The sequence below is a fragment of the Granulicella aggregans genome, assembly GCF_025685565.1.
In the GTDB taxonomy this organism is placed as follows: Bacteria; Acidobacteriota; Terriglobia; order Terriglobales; family Acidobacteriaceae; genus Edaphobacter; species Edaphobacter aggregans_B.
On record NZ_JAGSYE010000001.1, the window covers coordinates 929,946 to 951,835 of the forward strand.

General features: G+C 61.5%; 16 protein-coding genes. 12 read left to right on the forward strand and 4 right to left on the reverse strand.

What is annotated here, in order from left to right:
• The first annotated feature begins 106 nt into the window (after window positions 1-106).
• The 3 genes from OHL18_RS03865 (at window position 107) to OHL18_RS03875 (ending at window position 4,114) form a co-directional block, all read left to right on the forward strand.
• Complete coding sequence (locus OHL18_RS03865; protein WP_263373511.1) at window positions 107-1,054, forward strand: hypothetical protein; 948 nt, start codon at window positions 107-109, stop codon at window positions 1,052-1,054.
• A 233-nt stretch (window positions 1,055-1,287) separates the two neighbouring features.
• On the forward strand, window positions 1,288-2,277 hold the full coding sequence (gene hemB / locus OHL18_RS03870; RefSeq protein WP_263373512.1) for a porphobilinogen synthase: 990 nt from the start codon (window positions 1,288-1,290) through the stop codon (window positions 2,275-2,277).
• A 196-nt stretch (window positions 2,278-2,473) separates the two neighbouring features.
• A complete protein-coding gene (locus tag OHL18_RS03875; RefSeq protein WP_263373513.1) occupies window positions 2,474-4,114 on the forward strand; it encodes a tetratricopeptide repeat protein in 1,641 nt (546 codons plus the stop codon).
• Between the two features lie 57 nt (window positions 4,115-4,171).
• On the opposite strand, the gene OHL18_RS03880 is transcribed toward OHL18_RS03875, so the two are convergent.
• From OHL18_RS03880 to OHL18_RS03890, 3 genes are all read right to left on the reverse strand, one after another.
• Window positions 4,172-6,727, reverse strand: a complete 2,556-nt coding sequence (locus OHL18_RS03880) for an ABC transporter permease (protein ID WP_263373514.1) — start codon at window positions 6,725-6,727, stop codon at window positions 4,172-4,174.
• A gap of 453 nt (window positions 6,728-7,180) precedes the next feature.
• A complete protein-coding gene (locus tag OHL18_RS03885) occupies window positions 7,181-8,560 on the reverse strand; it encodes a hypothetical protein (RefSeq protein WP_263373515.1) in 1,380 nt (459 codons plus the stop codon).
• Window positions 8,561-8,975: 415 nt separating this feature from the next.
• Window positions 8,976-9,623: a DUF4097 domain-containing protein gene (locus tag OHL18_RS03890; RefSeq protein ID WP_263373516.1), complete on the reverse strand. Its 648-nt coding sequence runs from the start codon at window positions 9,621-9,623 to the stop codon at window positions 8,976-8,978.
• Between the two features lie 312 nt (window positions 9,624-9,935).
• Here OHL18_RS03890 and OHL18_RS03895 point away from each other — a divergent pair, with 312 nt between their 5' ends.
• Window positions 9,936-11,315 carry a M24 family metallopeptidase gene (locus tag OHL18_RS03895; protein ID WP_263373517.1) on the forward strand — a complete coding sequence of 460 codons (1,380 nt, stop codon included), beginning with the start codon at window positions 9,936-9,938 and terminating at the stop codon, window positions 11,313-11,315.
• A 64-nt stretch (window positions 11,316-11,379) separates the two neighbouring features.
• Here OHL18_RS03895 and OHL18_RS03900 read toward each other — a convergent pair whose 3' ends face one another.
• Window positions 11,380-12,219, reverse strand: a complete 840-nt coding sequence (locus OHL18_RS03900; RefSeq protein ID WP_263373518.1) for an oxidoreductase — start codon at window positions 12,217-12,219, stop codon at window positions 11,380-11,382.
• Between the two features lie 101 nt (window positions 12,220-12,320).
• Here OHL18_RS03900 and OHL18_RS03905 point away from each other — a divergent pair, with 101 nt between their 5' ends.
• From OHL18_RS03905 to OHL18_RS03940, 8 genes are all read left to right on the forward strand, one after another.
• Window positions 12,321-12,914 carry a TetR/AcrR family transcriptional regulator gene (locus tag OHL18_RS03905; RefSeq protein WP_263373519.1) on the forward strand — a complete coding sequence of 198 codons (594 nt, stop codon included), beginning with the start codon at window positions 12,321-12,323 and terminating at the stop codon, window positions 12,912-12,914.
• A gap of 74 nt (window positions 12,915-12,988) precedes the next feature.
• Window positions 12,989-13,330 carry a PadR family transcriptional regulator gene (locus tag OHL18_RS03910; RefSeq protein ID WP_263373520.1) on the forward strand — a complete coding sequence of 114 codons (342 nt, stop codon included), beginning with the start codon at window positions 12,989-12,991 and terminating at the stop codon, window positions 13,328-13,330.
• Window positions 13,327-16,095 (forward strand): ABC transporter permease, encoded by a 2,769-nt coding sequence (locus tag OHL18_RS03915; RefSeq protein WP_263373521.1) that lies wholly within the window; start codon window positions 13,327-13,329, stop codon window positions 16,093-16,095. The genes OHL18_RS03910 and OHL18_RS03915 overlap by 4 nt, the downstream gene beginning before the upstream one ends.
• Before the next feature lie 154 nt (window positions 16,096-16,249).
• Entirely contained in the window at window positions 16,250-16,768 is a 519-nt protein-coding gene (locus tag OHL18_RS03920; protein ID WP_263373522.1) for a helix-turn-helix domain-containing protein, read from the forward strand.
• A gap of 212 nt (window positions 16,769-16,980) precedes the next feature.
• On the forward strand, window positions 16,981-17,547 hold the full coding sequence (locus OHL18_RS03925) for a hypothetical protein (RefSeq protein ID WP_263373523.1): 567 nt from the start codon (window positions 16,981-16,983) through the stop codon (window positions 17,545-17,547).
• A gap of 144 nt (window positions 17,548-17,691) precedes the next feature.
• Window positions 17,692-19,122: a flotillin family protein gene (locus tag OHL18_RS03930; protein ID WP_263373524.1), complete on the forward strand. Its 1,431-nt coding sequence runs from the start codon at window positions 17,692-17,694 to the stop codon at window positions 19,120-19,122.
• Window positions 19,123-19,190: 68 nt separating this feature from the next.
• Window positions 19,191-19,946, forward strand: coding sequence for a PspA/IM30 family protein (locus tag OHL18_RS03935; RefSeq protein WP_263373525.1), 756 nt, complete (start codon window positions 19,191-19,193; stop codon window positions 19,944-19,946).
• A gap of 359 nt (window positions 19,947-20,305) precedes the next feature.
• Window positions 20,306-21,556, forward strand: coding sequence for a PP2C family protein-serine/threonine phosphatase (locus OHL18_RS03940; protein WP_263373526.1), 1,251 nt, complete (start codon window positions 20,306-20,308; stop codon window positions 21,554-21,556).
• Window positions 21,557-21,890: the final 334 nt, after the last annotated feature.

A 21,890-nucleotide genomic window follows, 5' to 3' on the forward strand; every position in this document is an offset into this window, starting at 1 on the left:
GGGGCACCCGGAGGTTCGTGGCTGGGAGGCGAGAAGGCTTATCTCGGCGGCTGAAGCCGGTGCTCCCTTTCCCTTGATGTCAGCGTCTACTTGAGTAGAGGTTTTTATGCTCAAGCACCTTGCATTCGTCTCCGTCCTCGTTACTGCCGCTGCATCAGCGTCTGCACAGACTGCTGATGCGACGGGCTCCACGGCCACCCAGGCACCGGCTCCTGTGGTTCGTGCGTACCAGGCCAATCCTGCCCTGCCACCCCCGCCTACGGCTCCGGATGCGAACCAGGGGTCTTACTCACAGTCGGGTCAGGGGGCTAATCAGGGTCCATGGGACAGCCGCGGGCCGATGGCGCGGCGGTGGCGGCAGAACCGTCAGGATGATGGGCAGGAGGCGATGCAGCGTCCGGCTCCGATTGTGGACACGCAGCCGGTTGCGGGAGTTTGGCTGCGTTCGCGGTCGACAGCCGTGGTGAGGACGATCTCGGCTACGCCGCAGGGGACGGAGGTGCGGCTGGAGAAGGGTGTGCTGAATGTGAACGTGCATCATCCGTCGCAGCACATCGAGATCCTGGTCGACCTGCCGGGCGGGCAGACTTCCCTGCTGAAGGATGGGCTGTATACGTTCAACGCGGACACGAACACGGTTCGCGTGCTGCGGGGAGAGGCTGCGGCGTTTCCGAATGGGTTGAAGACGGTCGCCGCGGATGCTAAGGGCCGTGAGAAGGGCATCAAGGTGAAGGAAGACCATCAGCTCTCGTTTGTGGCTTCGACGGTGCCGGGGGCGGACCGGATCAAGGCTGTGGATGCTTATCCGTATGAGCTGGCGACAGACCTGCTGCCGGCAGGTGGAGAGGGGCGGCAGTATGCGGACGTCTCCGGGGAGGATGGGCCTTATGGGTATCCGTACTATGCGGGTGTCTATCCGTATGGCTACTATCCGGGCTTTTATCCGGGGTACTGGGGATATGGGTATCCGTATGGGTATGGGATCGGGATTGCGTACTACGGTGGATTTGGTGGATATCGGGGCGGGTACTACCGGGGTGGGTTCCGGCGGTAAGTAGAACGTTCGTGCTTCGAACGAATGCCCCACCTTCACGACGGCATCATCGTCGCGAAGGTGGGGCATACTTGTTGGCGTTTTACGTCCCACCCATCGCGAGAGACAAAGGCGCGATGGATGGGGCACCCGAACTTGGGCGGGAGCCAATGCGGGGGTCTCTCCACTGCGCTTCGCTTCGGTCGAGATGACGCTTCTTGGGGGTGGCTGTGCGGCGGCGATAGACTGGAGGGATGAATTTTCCAGTTACGCGGTTGAGGCGGTTGAGGAAGACGGAGGCGATGCGGTCGCTGGTGAGGGAGACGCATCTGCGGCCGGAGATGCTGATCTATCCGCTGTTCGTGTGCCCGGGTGAGGGTGTACGGAAGCCGATCTCGTCGATGCCGGGGGTCTTCAATCTCTCGGTGGACGAGGCGGTGAAGGAGGCGGCGGAGTGTGCGGCTCTGGGGATTGGTGGGGTGCTGCTGTTCGGTCTGCCCGACGCTAAGGACGAGCAGGGCTCGGGTGCTTGGGACGCGGATGGAATTACGCAGCGGGCGCTTCGCGCCATGAAGGCGGATCGGCGGCTGGACTCGCTGGTGCTGATTGCGGATGTCTGTCTGTGTGAGTACACGTCGCATGGGCACTGTGGGTTGATTGCCAGAGACGGCGAGCATTATGCGATTGAGAATGATTCGAGTGTGGCGCTGATTGCCAAGGCGGCGGCTTCGCTGGCGGTGGCAGGGGCGGACATTGTTGCTCCTTCGGACATGATGGATGGCCGGGTTGAGGCGATCCGGGCGGCGCTCGATGCGGCGGGCAGGCAGGACACGCCGATCATGAGCTATGCGGCGAAGTTCGCTTCGGCGTTCTATGGGCCATTTCGTGAAGCAGCGGATTCGGCGCCGCAGTTTGGAGACCGCAAGACGTACCAGATGGATGGGGCGAATATCCGCGAGGCGATGCGCGAGATCGACCAGGATGTGGCTGAGGGGGCGGACATGCTGCTGATGAAGCCGGCTATGCCGTATCTGGATGTGGTGAGGGCGGCTAGGGAGCGGTTTGATCTGCCGATGGGGGCCTATCAGGTCTCGGGGGAGTACTCGATGCTGCATGCGGCGTTTGAGCGGGGGTGGCTGGAACGGGAGCGGGCGATGATGGAGTCGCTGCTGAGTATACGGAGGGCTGGAGCGGACTTTATCGTGACCTATTTTGCTACGGATGCGGCGAAGGTGCTGGGGTGAGGTTGCTTTGCAGCCCACCCATGGCGAAAGGCGAGCCATGGGTGGGGCACCCAGATCAGTGGCTGAAAGGTTCGGGCGGTATGGGTGATTTGAAGTCGCTCGGGGTCCTTCGCTTCGCTCAGGATGACGGCAAGAACAAAAGCAATGGCAAAAGCGAAATGCGGGGGTCTCTCCACTCCGCTTCGCTCCGGTCGAGATGACGATCTCTTACAGATTAATTTGCGCAGTGGTGGCGGGCTCGCTCTTCAGTGCGGCGCTGATGCTGGGACAAGGCGCGCAGCGCGGGGCTGCGTCTGATCCTTACGCGGCGAAGCAAATGCATGATGCGATTGCGGCGGCGCAGGGTGGGGATGAGGCTCGGGCGATTGAGATCGTGCGGGGGCTGGTAGCGGCTCGGCCTCGGTTTGGGCCCGGGCTGAAGCTTGAGGGGATGCTGCTTGAGGATTCGGGCCAGGCGGGTGAGGCTGCGGAGGCGTACGAGGCGGCGCTGAAGCTGGCGCCGAATGACGCGGAGTTGCTGCTGAAGGCTGGGTCGATGGAACTGGTCGCGGGTAAGGTGCAGCGGGCGGCGGAGTTGCTGAGGCGTCGGCTAAGGTTGGTGCCGGGCGATGAGGATGGCAGCTACTACCTGGCGCAGGCGCTGCATCTTGAAGGAGACAATGACGGCGCGGTCGCGGTGCTGAAGGCGGCGCTGAAGAAGGGTGCGGGGCATCCTGCGTCGTGGCAGAAGCTGGGGGAGCTGCTGTGCAGCGCGGGGCAGTATACCGAGGCGCTGACGTGGCTTGAGAAGGCGCAGAAGGCTGATGGTTCGCTGGCTCGGTTGCCGTTCGATCTGGCAGTGGCGCATTTTGGCTTGCAGAATCTGAAGGAGGCTGAGGCCGCTGCGGGTGAAGAGGCTCGGGCGCAGCCGGGGGATGTTGAGGACTTGATGCTGCTGGCGACGGTGCGGATCAAGCTGGGGGAGTATGCGGCTGCTGCTGAGGTGCTGCAGGGAGTGGTGAGTGCTCGGCCGAACGATGCGGCGGCGCTGGTGGCGTTGGGGCATTGCCAGGTGGAGCTGAAGGAGTTTCCGGCTGCGATCGATACGCTGGGGCGGGCGTTGCAGGTCGATCCTACGCAGACTTTGAGCCACTTCTTTTTGTCGCGGGCTTATGCGGGGGTGGGTAAGACCGATGAGTCGCAGCATGAGATCGCGGTGTATCGCGAACTGCAGCAGCATCTGGCGTTTGCGCCGGGGGCGGCGGAGGCGAAGCGGAACGATCTGCTGCTGGCGCAGGCTCGGGGACTGATTGAGCAGGGGGATGAGGCCGGGGCGTTTCGGGTGTTCCAAGACGATGCGCGGGGGGTGACGGGGACTGTGGGGAGTCCGTGGGTGCTGGTGGGGTCGGTGTATCTGTCGATGGGGCGGGTTGAGGATGCGCAGCGGGTGTTTTTGAAGGCGCTGCAGGTGGACGCGAAGACGCCGGACGCGAATGCTTATCTGGGGAATATGGCTTTGGAAGCCGGGGATCTCTCGCGGGCTGAGGGGTACTTCAACGCCGAGCGGGAGCGGGATGCCAACCATGTGTTCGCGACGGCGGGGCTGGGTGCGGTGCGGTATCGGCAGGGGAAGTGGCAGGAGGCGGCGGATCTGATCGCTCGGTCGAAGACTACCGATGCGACGCTTTTGTATTTGGAGTGCGATGCTTTGTTCCGACTGGGGTTGCGGGAAAAGGCTGTGTTGGTGGCGGAGGCGGTGGCTACGTATGGGCGTGGGAACGAGGCGGTGGGGCGGGCGCTGGACGGGTTGCTGCGACGGAATGGGGAAGAGACATTGGCGGTGCGGTTGGGGCGGTGAGTTTATGGCAGACCCACGCATCGCGATGAGGCCGCGATGCATGGGGCACGGATTTGTCTACTCCGCGCGGAGGGCCTTTACGGGGTTGATGGAGGCTGCGCGCTGAGCGGGGATAATGCTGGCTAAGAAGGCGCAGAGGCTCAGGGCCAGGATGGAGCCGCAGAGGACTAGCGGGTCCCAGCCTTTGACTTGGTAGAGCTGGGCGGAGATGAGCTTTGCGCAGCCGATCGAGGCGGGGATCCCAATGGCGAGGCCGATGAGAATCTGCAGGAAGACTCCGCGCAGGACGAGGCGAACGATGTTCATGCGGTCCGCCCCGAGGGCCATGCGGACGCCGATCTCGCTGGTGCGGCGTTCGACGGTGTAGGCGGCTACGCCATATAACCCGACGGCGGCGAGGACGAGAGCGAGGATGCCCAGTAGGCCGACCATCTGGGCTACTGCGCGTTGCTGGTCGAAGTTGGAGTCGACCTGCTCTTCGAGCGACTGAACGCTTAGGAGGGTGAAGTTGGGATCGACGTCGGCGAGGACGCGGCGGACCTGGGGTTCGAGGCCTTCCATGCTGCCGTGAATCTTGAGGACTGCGCCTTCGATGAAGTGGGTGCTGTCATCGATGGACTGCATGAGGGGATGGTCGTAGGTGACGCGCTGTGCCAGCGGCACGAAGAACATCGGGCGGACGGGATCGGTGCCGGCTAGGTCCTGGTACTTGGCGTCGCGGACGACGCCGATGATCTGGTAGGTCGCGCTGTACTTCGGCAGGTCGAGGCCGTAGAGAGCGCCTAGCGGCTCTTCGCCGGGCTTGAAGAAGCGCTTCACGAAGGCCTCGTTGACGACGGCGACTTTTTGGGTGGAGGCGGTGTCCTGATCGGTGATGGAGCGGCCGCGAAGGATCTTCTGGCCCAGGGCCTCGAAGTAGCCGGCGTTGACGTGGTCCCATGAAGAGCCGACGGGATCGTTCATGTTGGGCATGCCGTGGCCCTGGCGGATGACGATCTCGCCCCAGTTGTCCTGCGTAGGCGTGTACTGCGCGAGGGCGGCTCGTTCGACGCCGGGAAGATGCGAGAGGCGGTCCTGCAGGTCGCGGTACATGGCGTCGAGTTTGGGTTGCGGGTAGGAGTTGTAGGGGGCGCTGAGGCTGATGGTGACGCGGTGATCGGTCTCGTAGCCGAAGTCCTGATGCTGGAGCTTCTGCAGGCTGCGGGTGAGCAGGCCTGCGCCGGTGAGAAGGACGACGGAGAGCGTGGCTTGCAGGATGACGAGAGACTTCTGCGAGAGCGATGAGGAGTCTTTGGTGCTGCGGTTTGCGCCGCGCAGGGCTTCGGCGGGGTTGACGTGCGTGGCTAGCCACGCTGGAGCTGTGCCGAAGAGGACGCCGGTCAGAAGTGACAGCAGGAAGGCGAAGCCAAGGACGGGCAGCGACGGGGTGGCGTCGATGGGGACGTAGTGGGCTCCGCGGAAGGCGAGGGCTACGATGACTTTCACGCCGAGGAAGGCCACGGCGAGGCCGAGCAGGCCGCCCATGATGGAGAGCACGAGGCTCTCGGTCAAAGACTGGCGGACGAGGCGTTGGCGCGAGCCTCCTAGTGCGAGGCGGACGGAGGTTTGTGTCCGGCGCGAGGCTCCGCGTGCGAGCAGGAGGTTGGCGATGTTGGCGCAGGCGATGAGCAGGACGAGGCTGCAGACGGCGAGAAGGATATTCAGGCTGGCTGCGTAGTTGGCCTTCATCACGCCTACGCCTGCGCCGGCGGGGACGACGTTGATCTTCTGCTTGGGGAGCTGCTGCTTGACGCCTTCCATCCACTCGGCGGGGAAGCCGCTTTCGTTGACGAGCCATCCGCGCAGGAGGTTGGTGAGCTTGTCGGGTAGGGCTGCAGGACTTGCGCCGGGTTTCAACCGGCCGATGACGCGGACCCAGGCCTGGAAGCGGTGGAGGATGGAGTTGCTGCCGGTGATGACGGGCTCCTGGTTGAGGGGGACCCAGAGGGATGGTGGATCGCTGCGGAGGGTCTCGCCGAAGAAGCCGGGTGGGGTGATGCCGACGATGGTGAAGGGGTGGTCGTTGAGGATGAAGGTGGAGCCGAGGATGTGGGGGTCGGAGCCGTACTCCTGCTGCCAGGTGCGGTAGCTGAGCATGGCTACGGGCGCGGAGTTGGGCTGGTCGTCGGTGGCGGTGATGGTGCGACCGGTGAAGGCGCTGACGCCGAAGGTGGAGAAGTAGTTGCCGGAGACGTACTCGCCGCGCAGGGGCTTGGCGATGTGGTCGCTCTCGCCACGGCGGGCGCTGAACTGGGCTCCGCCGGCCTGGAAGGCTGCGAGCTCTTCGAACTCGGGCGTGTTCTGCTGCATGCGGAGATAGAAGGGGTAGGAGAACATGCCCCAGTTGTCCTGTGGGCTGCCTTCGACGCAGCAGTCCTGGCCGTCGCCGACGCGGTAGAGGCGCGCGGGGTCGACGCCGGGCAGGGACTTCAGCATGACGGTGTGGATGAGCGAGAAGATGGCCGTGGTCGCACCGATGCCGAGGGCCAGGGTGAGCATGGCGGTGAGGGTGAAGACGGGAGAGAGACGCATTTGGCGGATCGCGTAGGCGATGTCCTGGCGCAGGGTTTGCATGGGTGGCCCTCTGCGAGGATCTACGGCGGGAGGGCGGGGATTGTTCCCTGGGGAATTAGAAATGTTCTGCTTACTTGAGGAGTGTGCGGATGGGTGTCTTCGTTCCATCGGTGCCGATGGGCGCGCTTCTCAGAACTCAGCCTGCGTGGCAGAGCGTCTTTGGTCGTATTGCGCTATCGAACTCGCCCGAAATCTCCGTCGTTAGTACGTTCTTCAATTCCTGTCAGTAAATTCCATGACTGAGGAAACCGGATCGAGGATCCCGTCTAAAAAGGCATAAGTGGAGCCAATTTCTAATGTAGTGAGCGAATCCGGGTCACCTTGTGACCGAACGGGGCATTACCGATTGACATGGTCTCTCTCAGTTGTCCGGCTAAAATAGCCGGAGCGGTGTGGATTTGCCGCCGCCGCGCATGCAAAGGTATATCATCAGCGAATCGCGAGAGTCTGGAATCACAGCTTTTTGCTTAGCGCAGACATCAGTTCCTTCAACAGGTCGAGTGACTGCTTAGAGGAATCATCCCCCTCACTAGTCGCCGCAGTTGCAGCTACGGGGCTGGCTGTTCCACTCATAAAGGTCGTTAGAACTGCTTTCCGCTGCTCATCATTTACTAGCGAACTCTTGAACGCGACATAGAATTTGCGGACCATGAATTCGTCCGTTTGGGCCACGAGCACCTGTTCATAGCGAGCCTTGTATAGGCTCCCCAGATATCTAAGAAGGGCAAGGAAAAACGTCGAGACGACGATACCTAAGCCTAGCCGCTTAATGAGCTCGGCTGTCCGGTTGGTCGGCTCTTGAATCGATTTCTGCGCTGAATCGATCAACGGTTTCATGTCGCTCAGGATCGCCTTGAGCTGATTTTGTGTCCCAACTTGATTTTCGATAAGGGACGAAAGACTTCTCTGAACGTCAATGAGGTGGTCTCTATAGCTAATTTCCTGCTTCCCCCCGGACTTGATTGCCCTTGAAGCTGTTTCTAGCGCGTCCATTACCGACTGCAGAGGAGCGTCATTCGCCACTGCCGTCGTGAGATCGTTGTCGAGAACCTTCTTGATGTCAGAATTATCAGGACCGGCGTCGGTAGCTTCGAGTTGCTTGATTATGGGCAGAATGTTCTTCTCAAATCGAGGATTGCTGACGCGCATGTCTAGCAGGAAAAGATCCTGTGTGAGTTGGCTCGTGTCTTGACGTATGTCTGCCAGTATCTTAGCGGACCCGGCGGACGACTCATTCACAAGAATGTAGCCGAAATAAACAACTGCTGATGAAAAGAAAAGGGCCGCCACCACCGTTGCACCGAGGAAATAACGTGCTTCCACCTCAACCCGATGCCTGCGCTGATCAATTGCCTGGAGAAGGAAAGGTATGTAGTCCAATCCAAATTTCTCGTCTTCATCTCCCTTAGGCAAAACCGTTGAGAGGCTAGTCAGGAATTTCTCAGAATTAAAGATTGCAAGGACACCCGCTTGAATCTCTTCGTCTTCGATCGGCTTGACTTCCAGAGGATTAAACAAGTTCGGCAGGAAAACACTTGCAAGAACAAGGCCCACGAGGGTCTCGATTATTCCGGAGATAAAGCCGAGGGGAAGAAGTCCCTGACTAAATATGGCAACAGCTTGAATCACCAACATCCAACGCGTGAGTCGAGTTGCCAATCGAATCCGTGAGCTGTCGAAGCGCTTCGGAATCAGCCGAGGGAGAAGCATCGCGATGACAAGGAGAACTATGGCCGAGACGAGATTAACGAGTCTGTAATTCACATAGAACATCTCGTACCACGGCACGAATGCCAGGGCGAAAAAGGACACAGAATTATGAGGCGTCAGCACGTTTATCGCTCCCTCAAAACCAGAAGAATTCGAGCAACATCGCTGCTGCTCAATGGAACCTCTTAGCATCTGGATGTGTTCGATCTTAGCGCACATCACCGTGGTCAGGCAGGCGGTGGAGAAGAAGGGCCCGGAGATCGGCGGCGCGGCTTTAAGCCGAGACCTCGCGCTTCATTGTACGAAAGCACTCGACGGAGAATGCAAAGGTGCGCTGTATGAGCGTGCGAGCCGATTTGCGAGAGTGCCAAGGAGGTCTATTGCAAACATTGGCCCTGGGATGCCCGCGGGGTGTCCGAGACAGCTAAACTTTGGCTATACGAAACGGCGCTGGATAGATTCCCATAGGTCGTTTCACTTTATCTCGAAATTCAACTGGACGAGGCCCAAACACTCGGCGGAGTTAATATGCGAGCTTCTATTCTGGCCCGGTTGTAGCGTGCGCGGGCTTGCCTAGTAGATCGATCTGGCCGGTCATTACGTGGGCGTGGAGGCGATACTCGCCGGCTGTGTCTTGCTTGCGAAACTCGCGGAAGAATCCGCCCTTGCTTGCGCCGTAGACCTGAGCGTTTACCTGGCCGATTGCAACGGAGACATCTACCTTCCTGTAGTTCCAGGTGTGGGTTGAAGAGATCGTGATCTGGCCGGCTTTGAGTTCGATGTTCTTGTCGCCTACGATGTCCTCCACGGTGACTTGTCCGGCGGGCATCTGAAGGTCGAGGTTGACCTTGCGTGGGACCTCGATACGGACCTGCACGCCGTTGTGTTCGAGGCGGAGGCCGGTGATGGTGAGGGTGGCGTGAGAGGGCGTGCCGGAGAGTTGGAGATGGGTGTGCAGGGCGGTTTCGGCGTCTTGATCTTTGGAGGCGGCCTTGCAGGTGATGTGGATGGCCTCCTGATCGGTGGCGACGATCTCGACGCCTGCGGGGCGGGAGTCGATGGTCAGGTCCGCGCCGGAGTGGAGGGCGGCGTCGAGCGGCTGGCCGCAGGGGACGTTCGGCTGGGAGAAGCAGACGCTGGTAGCTGCGAAGAGGGCAACGCCTGCGGCGATCCGGAGAGACTTCATGGCTCTGCTTACGGGGCGGCGCGAGGAAATGTTCCCGGACTGATTTGGAGGGCGGGCGGGTCGTTCTGGATGACAGCAAAGATAACAGCGAAATGCGGGGGTCTCTCCACTCCCGTTGGTCGGTCGAGATGACGGTTCTTTGGGGGAGAAGAACGGTTCGCGCGGGGCGCGAATGATCCCACCCATCGCAAAAGACAACGGCGCGATGGATGGCGCACCCGGCGTGGTGACGAGGATTCTATGTTCGGGGTGGATGGTGACATCGGTTGGGGTTGGGGTGATACTCAAGGAAATCTAACTTGAGGGTGCGGCATGGCGAAGCGGTTTGCGGGATTGCGGTGGGTGGCGGTCTGTCTGTTGGTGGTGATGGGGCGGGTGGGGTTTGGGTTGGAGTCGGTGCCGAAGGCGGAGTATCGCGAGCGGCGGGTGAAGCTGGGGGCGATGCTGAAGGGCGGAGCGGCGGTGGTTTTTGCGGCGCATGAGCCGGCGATGGAGTACCAGGACTACAGGCAGGATGAGGACTTCTACTACTTGACGGGATCGAATGAGCCGGCGGGAGCGTTGGTGGTGATTGGGGCTGGACCGGCTACGGTGACTCGGCTGGGGACGCCGGTGCCGGCGCATGCTTATCGAGAGATTCTGTTTCTGCCGATGCGCAACCCGGTGCTCGAAAAGTACACGGGCGAGAAGCTGGATGCGGCGTCGGCGGGAGCGGCGGAGAAGCTCGGTGTGGATGCGGTGATGCCCCTGTCGCAGCTGCCCGACGTTCTAGGCGCATTCATACAGCAAGATCCGCGGCGGGTGAGGACGGTTTGGACGCAGCCGAATGACGAGGCTCGGGCGGCGATGAAGTTTGTGGCGAATGTGCTCGGGGCGGATGAGCTACAGGTGTCGCCGCAGGATGTGACGGCGCTGACGACTACGTTGCGGATGGTGAAGTCGGCGGCGGAGATTGAGTTGATCCGGAAGGCGACCGATGCGTCGATTGCGTCCCAGCTGGCGGGGATGCGGGCGATCAAGCCTGGGGTGCGGGAGCGGACGATTGCGGGTATCGAAGTCGCGAAGATGATGGAGGGCGGGTGCGAGCGGGTGAGCTATCCGTCGATTGTGGGGTCGGGATTCAATTCGACGGTGCTGCATTACTCGACCAACGAACGGGTGATGGAGAAGGGCGATGTGGTGGTGATCGATGCGGCCGGGGAGTACTCGATGTATGCGAGCGACCTGACGCGGACGATGCCGGTGGGAGGGAAGTTTACGGCGCGGCAGCGGGAGATCTACGACATTGTGCTGGGGGCGCAGAATGCTGCGCGGGCAGCATTCGTGGCGGGTAAGTCGAAGATGGGCGGAGTCGCGATGCGTGGGGCGGATGCTCCTGCGGATTTGTTGGATAAGGTCGCTTACGACTACATCAATACGCATGGCAAGGACCTGCATGGCGAGCCGCTGGGGAAGTACTTCGTGCATGGGCTGGGGCATGGGGTGGGGATCGATGTGCATGACCCGGCGGACTACAACAAGGCGTTCGATGTGGGATCGGTGTTCACGATCGAGCCGGGGATCTATATCCCCGAGGAGAAGATCGGGGTGAGGATTGAGGACACTTTTTATGTGGATGCGAGCGGGAAGCTGATTGATTTTGCGGAGAAGCTGCCGCATACGGCAGATGAGGTTGAGGCGGCTATGCGGTAGGGGGCGGCCGTAATCCCATATCTGGCGATGAAGCCGCCAGATATGGGGCATCCACATTTTGGGTCTAGGGTTGGTCGAAGTTGGTGGAGCGGGTGACGTTCTCCCAGCTTGAGAATTCGGCGCGGAGGGCGTCGAGCTCTTTTGAGACGTAGTCAAAGGCATCGGGGCCTAGCAGAAGATGAGCCGGTGGGTTGGCCGACTCGATGAGTTGCACGATGGCGCGTCCAGCTTTGGCGGGATCGCCGGGTTGGCTTCCGTTGCGTGAGGCTCGCGCGGCGCGGATGGGGTTGAAGATGGCGTCGTAGTCGGGGATGCGTCTTTCGGAGCGGACCAGGGATCGGCCGGCCCAGTCGGTGCGAAACATTCCGGGCTCGACGGCTGTGACAAAGATGCCGAAGCTCTTGACCTCTTTGCCGAGCGATGATGTCAGGCCTTCGAGTGCGAACTTGCTGGCGTGGTAGTAAGAGATGCCGGGCATGGTCATCAGGCCGCCCATGGAGGTGATGTTGAGGATGCGTCCCGCACGGCGCTGCCTCATGTTGGGGAGGACAGCTTTGATCATCGCGACGGCCCCGAAGAAGTTGACTTCGAACTGGTGGCGAAGCTCTTCTATGGGTGACTCTTCGAGCGTACCTTCGTGGCCGTAGCCGGCGTTGTTGATGAGGGCGTAGATCGGGCCGATTTGCGATTCGACTTCGGCGACCGTGCGGGTGATCGTCTTGCCGTCGGTGACGTCGAGAATTCGCGCGAAGGCTGAGCCGGCGGCGAGGGCTTCGAAGGTCTGGGCTGCCTCTTGATTGCGGACGGTGCCTACGACCTTGAATCCGGCGTGGAGCAGGGCCTCGGCGAAGGCGCGGCCTAGTCCGGTGCTGGCGCCAGTGATCAGAACGATTCTCTTTTCCATACCAAGCCTCCAAATACGATAACGTCGGTATCGTTAATTGCTTGGTATACGATACTGCAAGTATCGATTAGGATGCAAACGATCTCTGGAGGTAAGCAAGGATGGCGGTGATGTCCGGGAATACGAAGAAAGGCAGGCCCAGGAGCGAAGCGGCGTACGACGCCATCCTGCGGTCAACGCTGAAGCTTGTGTCGTCGGAAGGGTTTCGCGCGATCACGATGGACCGCATTTCAAATGAGGCCGGGGTTGGCAAGATGACGATCTACCGGCGATGGCCGAACAAGGCATCTGTGGTGATGGAGTCGCTGCTGCAGCTGATTGGCCCGGAGACGGATTTTCCCGTCGCGCCTTCGGCGCTTGAGCGTCTGAGAAAGCAATTGGAGCTGCAAGCCAGGTTCTTTCGTGGACCGTCGGGCAGACTGATTCGCTCGCTGCTTGCGGAGGCGCAATCCGACAAGGACCTTGCGATGGCGTTCCGCGATCTTTGGATCAGGCCGCGAAGAGCGGGGGTGCTCGAAGTGCTGCGGCAGGCGGTGGAAGAAGGCGCACTGAGAAGGGACCTGAATCTTGAGGTGGCGACCGATCAACTTTACGGGCCGATCTATTACCGGATGCTGATTGGTTCAGGGAAGATCGACAGTGCGTTTCTGCGGACGCTGTTTGAGCACTTTCTGGCTGGCTGCGGCACGAAATGAACCTCTTGCCGATTCCTATTGCTTTCCCATAGAGGGTGTGGTTTTATTCCTATGGTTAGGCAATAGGAGGCGCGATGGGCAGCAAGGCGGATGTTTGGCAGGGGACGCTGGCGCTGATGGTGTTGAAGACCATCGAGGCGATGGGGCCGCTGCATGGGTATGGGATCGCTCGACGGATTGAGCAGACGAGCGGCGGCGTGCTGGAGCTGAACTATGGGACGCTTTATCCCGCTCTGCTGAAGCTGGAGCAGGAGGGCGCGATCGCGGCGGAGTGGGGCGTCTCGGAGAACAATCGCAAGGCGAAATTTTATTCGCTGACTCGCGCGGGGCGGAAGCAGTTGGCTCGCGAGGAGAAGAACTGGGAGCAGACTACGGCGATCCTGGCGCGGTTTCTTGCTCCGGATGAGGCGGTATGAGTGGCCCGGGAAAGTTTGTACATCCCACCCATCGCAGAAGGCGCAATGGATGGGGCACCCGGAGTTTGCGGGTGTGGGCGCGAAGGCTCATGGGACTGGTGGCGAGTGGGCGGCGGGAGCGGGAGCTGCGCGCGGAGATAGAGAGCCATCTTGAGATGCACATCGAGGACAACTTGCGGGCGGGGATGGATGCGCGTGAGGCGCGGCGGCAGGCGATCTTGAAGCTCGGAGGAGTTGAGATGACCAAGCAGGCTTATCGCGAACAGAGCACCATTCCGTTCCTTGAGACGCTGATGCAGGACCTGCGGTTGGCGACGCGGCAGTTGCGGAAGAGCCCGGGGTTCGTGGCGACGGCGGTGTTGACGCTGGCGGTTGGGATTGGGGCGACGACGACGATCTTTACCATCCTCGATGCGGCCATGCTGCGGTCGCTGCCGGTGCGCAAGCCCTCGGAGCTGGTGAGCTTCGGGGTGCATAGCCTGATGCCCGGGCCTCCTATGGACGGCCTTCCGATGCGTATGGCGGACTACCTTCACAGCCACGCGCGGAGCTATGCAGATCTCTCCGGCTGGGGCGGCACGATGGTTGCCGTGCGTGACCCCGAAGGCGCGCTGCGATCTGTCTTCGCATGGATGGTGACGGGTAATGCGTTGCCGATGCTGGGAGTGAGGCCCTATCTGGGTCGCCTGATCGAGCCGGCCGACGATGTCCCTGGCGGGCCGGTGGGTGGATGGCCGGTGGTGCTGAACTACGACTACTGGGCTTCGAACTTCAATGGCGATCCGAACGTTATCGGAAGACGGATCGAAGTCTCTGGACATGCGGGCGTGGTCGTTGGCGTCACGCCGCGCGAGTTTCAGGGCATCCTCGTGGGTTCTCCGAACAAGGTCTTTCTGCCGGCGCACTTTGCCAGCGTGGTTGCGGACTCGCCGCAGCAGGACCCTTATCAGCATCCCGAGACTGCCTTCACGATGGCGCTTGCGCGGCTTGCGCCGGGAGTCACGCTGGAGACTGCGAACGCAGAGCTTGCGGCGAACTTTACTTCGGTGTGGCGCGAGATGTTACCTCCGCGCACGAGGGAACTGCCTTCGCTGAAGGGAGCTACGCTGGTGGCGCACTCGGCGAGTCGGGGATTCTCGGCGCTGGAGATGCGCTATCGCCCGGCGCTGTTGATGCTTCAGGGTGTTGTGCTGCTGGTGCTGTTGTTGTGCTGCGTGAACCTTGGCGGACTGCAGATGGCGCGGGTGCAGCGGCATCGGCACGAGTTTGCGATTCGCAATGCGCTGGGTGCGGGATGGGCGAGGATTCTGCGGCAGTGTTTGACGGAGTCGTTGCTGCTGGCGCTGGTGGGGTCGGCGATTGCGGCTGCGGTTGCGTGGTTCAGCGTGCCGGTGCTGGCGGCGTTTCTGACGCCGGCGGGCTCGGGTGAGAGCAGCCTGGTGCGGCCGGACATGCGGGTGTTTGCGTTCACGACGATGATGTCGGTGGTGACGACGATTCTGTTTGGGCTGGTGCCGGCGATGCGGGCGAGCAAGGCGGCTCCGGCGGAAGTGTTGAAGGGGCAAGGGCCGAACCGGCGTGTGGGCGGACTTCGAAGGAATGCCATGATCTCTGGTCAGTTCGCGCTGGCGCTGGTGCTGGTGTTCGGTGCGGGGCTGTTCACGCGGACGCTGGTGAAGCTGCGCAGCAACCATGCGGGGTTTGAGCCGTCGCATGTGCTGGAGGTGTGTGCGCAGTTTCAGACGATGCATAAGACGCCACAGGAGATCGCGTCGATCTATCACCTGATGACGGAGAAGCTGCGGACCTCGCCGGGGATCGAAGCGGCATCGTTTACGTGGGTGACGCCGCTGACCGGGTTTGCGCCGAAGCTAAATGTGCATAGCCTGGCGCGACCTCAGGATGAGTATTCGATGGCGTTCAACGAGGTGGGGGATGGATACTTCGCAACGGTAGGGACGCGGCTGCTGGCGGGGCGAGAGTTCAACCCCGACGATGCGGACCGGTCGGTGTGCGTGCTGAACCAGGCGGCCGGCCGGCAGCTCTTTCCGGGCGGGGCGGCGCTTGGCGAGACGGTGAAGAGCGAGTTCACGCGAGACAAATGGACGGCGGTGTGCCGGGTGGTGGGGATCGTGGCGGATGCGCGGTATTCGAGCCTGCGCGATCCTGCTCCGGCGACGATTTATTTTGCGGCGGGAGCTCCGGCGCTGCGAGATGGCGGGTTCGCGAACAACTTCGTGTTCTTCATTCGGGCGGCGAACGATGCAAATTCGATGAGCGCGTATCGCGCGGCGTTGAACGAGTATGCGGCGGGGACGGCGTATATGGCGTTTCTTCCGTTGAAGGAGCAGGTGGACCAGTCGCTAGGAAGCGAGCGGTTGATCTCGCTGCTGAGTTCGGCGTTTGCGGGCGTGGCGCTGCTGCTCAGCGGGATTGGGATCTTTGCGCTACTTGCGCTGCGGGTGCAGCAACGGAGGCAGGAGATTGGGGTGCGGATGGCGATTGGAGCCGACCGGAGCGATGTGCTGCGGATGATTCTGGGCGAGGCGGTGGGGATCATCGGCGCGGGGACGCTGGTGGGCGTGGCGCTAGCGGCCGCGTGCGGGGCGCTGGTGCGACGGTTTCTGTATGGGGTGACGGCGAGCGATCCGTGGGTCGCGGCGGGATCGGTTGGAGTGCTGCTGATGGTGGGGTTGGTGGCGGCGGGGTTGCCGGCGAGAAGGGCGGCTTCGGTGAATCCGGTGGAGGCTTTGCGGGCGGAGTGAAGGCAGGGTGTAGGGGATAGGGTGGAGGTGTAGAAAGCGATACGGCGCAAGAGTCCTATAGGCCTCTTGCGCCGTATCGCGGATTGCGATATAAATATTGCGATTCGTAATATGAGGTCATGGCGCGTTGAAGTTGGCGGACAAGATTCGGTACTTGAGAGAAGTTGAGGGGTCGTTGCGCGGGTTGGAGCGGGCGATGACGCAGCAGGAGTTGGTCAAGGCGATTGCGGCGGAGACGAAGGGTAAGGGGTTGTCGCAGTCTTATCTTTCGCAACTGGAGTCGGGGGCGCGGCCGCATTTGACCAATACGACTAGGCTGCTGCTGGCGAAGTTCTTCAAGGTGCATCCGGGATATCTAGTCGAGGACCCGGAGGACTTTCAGGCGGAGCTGCGGACGGCGGAGATTCTTGAGGACAAGCTGGATCTGTGGCTGGTCGGCGGGGCGGAGCGGTTTGGGAGAAGAGACCCGGAGCTTTGCAGGGCTCTGCTGGCGGTGTCCCAGCACTCGGATTCGCGAAGGTGCCTGTTGCTGCTGGAGGCGGTGTTGAAGACTCCGGCGCTGGTGGAGAGGCTGGGGGCTGCTTTGGGGCTTGAGGGGGTTGCGGTTGAGACTGCGGATGCTTCGGAGAAGAAAAAGGGCGGGAAGAAGAAGGGGTTGAAGAAGCATCGTTGACGGGCTTGTGATGTATGCGCGGTGAGAGATGAAATGCGTGGGTCTCTCCACTGCGCGACGGACGATGAAGATGTCCATCGCTCCGGTAGAGATGACATTTTTTGGTTGAAAGAGGCTGGGGGACGTTTTACGTCCCACCCATCGCGAGAGACAAAGGCGCGATGGATGGGGCACCCGATGTGGTGGTGTGATGTGGTGGTTGAGGGATTGAGATGACGACGGTCTATCTGGTGTGCTTTGTGTTGGGGCTGGTGATGAGTGTTCTGGCGATGTTTACCGGGCTGGGACGGGTGCATTTCGGGCATATCCACTTTGGGCATGGGCATGTTCATGCGCATACGCACGGGGCTGGAAATGGGTCGGGCAATGTCTCGGTGCTGAATGGGTTTACGCTGCCTGCGTTTCTTTGCTGGTTTGGTGGGGTGGGGTATCTGCTGCGGTCGCATACCGGGTTGTTTGGAGTGCTGGTGATGTTGATTGCGGCTGTGTCTGGGATTGGCGGAGCTGCGGTGATCTATGGCGTGCTGTTCAAGGTGCTGCTGCCTCGGGAGCGGGTGTTGACGGCGGAAGAGACGCGGATGGATGGCGTGGTGGCTCGGGTGTCGGATGAGATACGCGCGGATGGCGGGCTGGGGGAGATTCTGTTCTCGCAGACGGGCGCGCGAAGGAGTGCGGCGGCGCGGAGTGAGACGGGAGAGGCGATCGAGCGGGGGGCCGAGGTGGTGGTGTTGGGGTATGCGAAGGGAGTGGCCACGGTGAGCCGGTTGGATGATGTTTGAGGTTTGTGGATCCCACCCGTGCGATAAGGCCGCACGGATGGGGCACCCGGCAGATTTCCTTCTGGAATGACAAGCAAGAAATATAGATGGAACTAGAAGTACAGGTAGAGAGAGGACTAAGGGAGTTTTATGGAGACGTCGGTGATGACAACGGTGATTGTGGTTGGGTTGGTGGTTGCGCTTTTGGCTTTGTTGATTGCGCTGGCGCGAATGTTTCGTAAGGCGGGGCCGAATCAGGCCATTATCGTTTACGGATTTCGTGCGCCTCGGGTGATCAAGTCGGGCGGTGCAGTGATCTTTCCAGTGGTCGAGACCTATAAGGAGTTGACGCTGGAGCTGATGAGCTTCGACGTGGCTCCGCAGCAGGACCTCTATACGAAGCAGGGTGTGGCGGTCACGGTTGAGGCCGTTGCGCAGATCAAGGTGCGGAGCGATAACGAATCGATTCTTACGGCGGCAGAGCAGTTTCTTTCGAAGTCGCCGGACCAGCGGGAGGGTTTGATTCGGCTGGTGATGGAAGGGCATCTGCGCGGGATCATCGGGCAACTCACGGTCGAGCAGATTGTGAAGGAGCCGGAGATGGTCGCAGAGAGGATGCGGGCGACCTGCATGGATGACATGTCGAAGATGGGGCTTGAGGTGGTGAGCTTCACGATTCGCGAGGTGCGCGACAAGAACGAGTACATCACCAACATGGGACGGCCGGACGTGGCGCGGATCAAGCGTGACGCGGAGATTGCGGCGGCTGAGGCGGAGCGCGATACGGCGATTCGTCGCGCGAATGCTCTGCGCGAGGCGGCGATTGCGAAGGCGGCTTCGGACCAGGATCGCGTGATTGCGGAGACGGCTTCGCTGGGTAAGCAGGCGGAGGCGCAGAGGGACCTTGCGATCCAGAAGGCGCAGTACACCGAGCAGTCGCGGCGGCAGGAGGCGAATGCGGACAAGGCTTATGAGCTGCAGACGAATGTGATGCAGCAGCAGGTTGTGGCCGAGCAGGTGAAGATCCTGCAGATCGAGAAGGAGCAGCAGATCAAGGTGCAGGACGCTGAGATTCTGCGGCACGAGAAGGAGCTGATCTCGACGGTATTGAAGGGGTCGGAGATTGAGTCGCGGCGGATCCAGAATATCGCTGCCGCGGAGAAGGCTCGGTTGACGATTGAGGCGGAGGGACGCGCGGCGGCTGCGAAGGTGCAGGGCGAGACGCAGGCTGCGTTGACCAGGCTGCAGGGCTCGGCAGAGGCGGACATCATCTTCAGCAAGGGCGAGGCCGAGGCCAAGGCGATGAATGTGAAGGCCGAGGCTTACCAGGAGTGGTCGCAGGCTGCTGTGGTGGACAAGATCATCTCGAACATGGCGGAAGTTGTGCGCGCGATGGCCGAGCCGCTGAAGAACGTGGACAAGATCACGATCGTGTCTACGGGCGGCGATGGTGGCGGGACCGGCATGGACAAGGTCACGGGCGATATGACGAAGATCGCGGCGCAGGTGCCGGCTTTGTTTGAGGCGCTGAGCGGGATGAAGATGTCGGAGCTGATGAAGAACGTGAAACCGATGAAGGAGCGGGAGGAGAAGTAGTGGCGGTCCCACCCATGGCCAAGTGCGAGCCATGGGTGGGCACCCGGCGCACTTGGAATAGAAGCAAAATGCGGGGGTCTCTCCACTCCGCCGTGCGATCGAGCCGCACGGCTTCGGTCGAGATGACGATTCTTCTGATTGGCAAGGCTGGAGGTGTTGAGATGGCGCTATTGGAACGGGTTTCGACTTTGATACGGGCAAATCTGAATGATCTGCTGAGTAAGGCGGAGGATCCGGCGAAGCTGGGAAAGCAGTTGGTGCTGGATATGGAGAACCAGTTGATGCAGGTGAAGACGCAGGTGGCGATTGCGATTGCCGATCAGCATCTGCTGAAGAAGAAGCGGGCGGAGCAGGAGGAGCTTGAGGCGACGTGGTCGCGGAAGGCGGAGGCCGCGGTCGCGAAGGGGCAGGATGAGATGGCTCGGGGGGCGCTGGAAAGGGCGATCTCGCACCGGAAGATGGCGGCTGGGTTTGGGCAGCAGTATGACGACCAGGCGGCGGAGGCGGAGACCTTACGGGCGGCTTATGGAAGGCTGGAACGGAAGCTGGTGGAGACTCGGGGACGGGTGGAGCTGCTGGTGGCTCAGCACCGGAGGAATGTGGCGGCGAAGCGGGCTGGGGTGGCGTTGACCAGCGGGGCCGGGACGGCGGTGCGGATGGGGAGGATCTCGGCGGCTGTGGGTGATGCGAGGGTGGACGCCGGGGTGGCTCGAGCGATGGTGGAGGTGGACTCGCTGGACGACCGGTTCGAGGCTTTGGAGAGGAATGATGAGGTGGAGGCGCTGTTGCTGGAGTTGAAGGAGAGGCAGTTGAGGTTGGGGTAGAGCAGGGTTTAGGGGGTAGGTGTAGTTGGTGACCGGCCTGTGTGGATGGGCGCGCAGGATGCGGCTGGTTGAAAGAGGCTGGGATAACTTTTACGTCCCACCCATCGCAAACGACAGAGGCGCGATGGATGGGGCACCCGTTTATCCGGGGCTGAAGACCCTCGTCCTGATGGCGTTTTTCCCGTGGGCTGAGCCCCCTGCTACTCCCGGTCCCTATTCCTATTCCCTACACCCTGCTTCTGGGTGGGCAAGAGCGGGCAGAACGGGACTTTCGGGCGGAGGTTACCAGAATTCAGGCTCGACCCGTGCTATCTCGAAGTATTCTCTGAGGTATACGAACACAACGGGCCGAGGTGGGCATGGAGAGCGCGGTTCTTGAGCACGCGAGCGCGGACAAGATTACACGGGCGATCTTCGAGCACGCGACGCGGATCGGGCGGGAGACGCAGACCGACGAGCTGGTGCGGCTGAATGCGGACTTTGCGCGGGACCTGGTGGGAGCAGACCGGTGCAGTCTTTGGCTGATCGACAAGGTGGCGGGCGAGCTTTGGACGAAGCTGGCCCATGGGGTTGACGAGATACGGATTCCGCTGGGTAAGGGCGTTGTAGGGGCGTGTATCGAAGAAGACGCGCCGATGCTGGTGAACGATACGCGGAACGAGCCTCGGCTGCTGCGGCGGGTGGATGAGTCGAGCGGATACAAGACGGAGTCGATCTTGTGCGTTCCTCTGCGTTCTGAGGGACGGGTGATTGGGGCCTTCCAATTGCTAAACAAGCCGGGTGGCTTCCATGACGGCGATGTTGGGCTGCTGGGGTTGCTGGCGCACTTTGCGGCGGAGGCGATCGAGGGCGAGCGGCTGCGGCGCGAGGCTCTGGGCGCGAAGCTGATGCGGCATGAGCTGAAGCTGGCGCACGATGTGCAGGACCGGCTGCTGCCGGAGAATCCGAAAGGCATTGAAGGTCTGGAGTGCGTGGGGTGCTGCCGGCCGGCGCGCTTGATTGGCGGGGATTACTACGACCTGCTGCCGCTGCGGCAGGGCGGGTTCGCGGTGACGCTGGGGGATGTCTCGGGCAAGGGGATTCCGGCGGCGGTGATGATGGCGAGCATCCAGACGCTGCTGCGGAGCCTGCTGCAGCGGGGTGACGATCTTTCGACGCTGCTAAGCGATTTGAACCGGACACTGTATAGCTGCTCGACGGCGGAACGGTATTCGACGTTGTTTTGCGGGGTGATCTCGGAGGACCGGAGGTCGCTGACGTATGTGAATGCAGGGCATGTGCAGCCGCTGCTGCTTCATGCGGATGGCGAGCTGGAACGGCTGCCGGGGGATGGGCTGCCGATCGCGCTGTTGCCGGAGGCGGTGTACGAGCAGACGACCGTCGCTCTGCGGCCGGGGGACCTGCTGGTGGTGGTGTCGGACGGGATCGTCGAGGCTTGCAATGCGGAGGGTGACTTCTGGGCTGAGGAAGAGGTCGAGCGGGTGGTGCTGGAGCATGTGGAGTGCGCGGTGCATGGAGTTCCCGGGGCGTTGTGTACGGCGGTGGATGAATTCGCGGGTGAGGCGGAGCAGTACGACGATATGACGGTGGTGGCGGTACGAGTTTTGTAGGAGCAGGGAAAAGGGAATAGGGAGAAGAAATGCGGGGGTCTCTCCACTGCGCTGCGCTCCGGTCGAGATGACGTTTTTCTGGACTTCCCGGAGAAGGGGTGTGGGATCCCACATCTGGCGATGGGGCCGCCAGATATAGGGCACCCCGCGGTTTGCGGCGGTCCCACTCATTCACGATGAGACTGCGAATCAATAGGGCACAGCGCTGTGCTCGGCGTGTGTTCGGGTTCCGGCGGCCATCATTTAGAAGCTCGGGGTGAAGCGGGAGCGTCTAAAGAAGATGCCGATCGCAAGACGAACCTGTTTGCGAGCCGGCTCCGATTCCAGAAGGTTG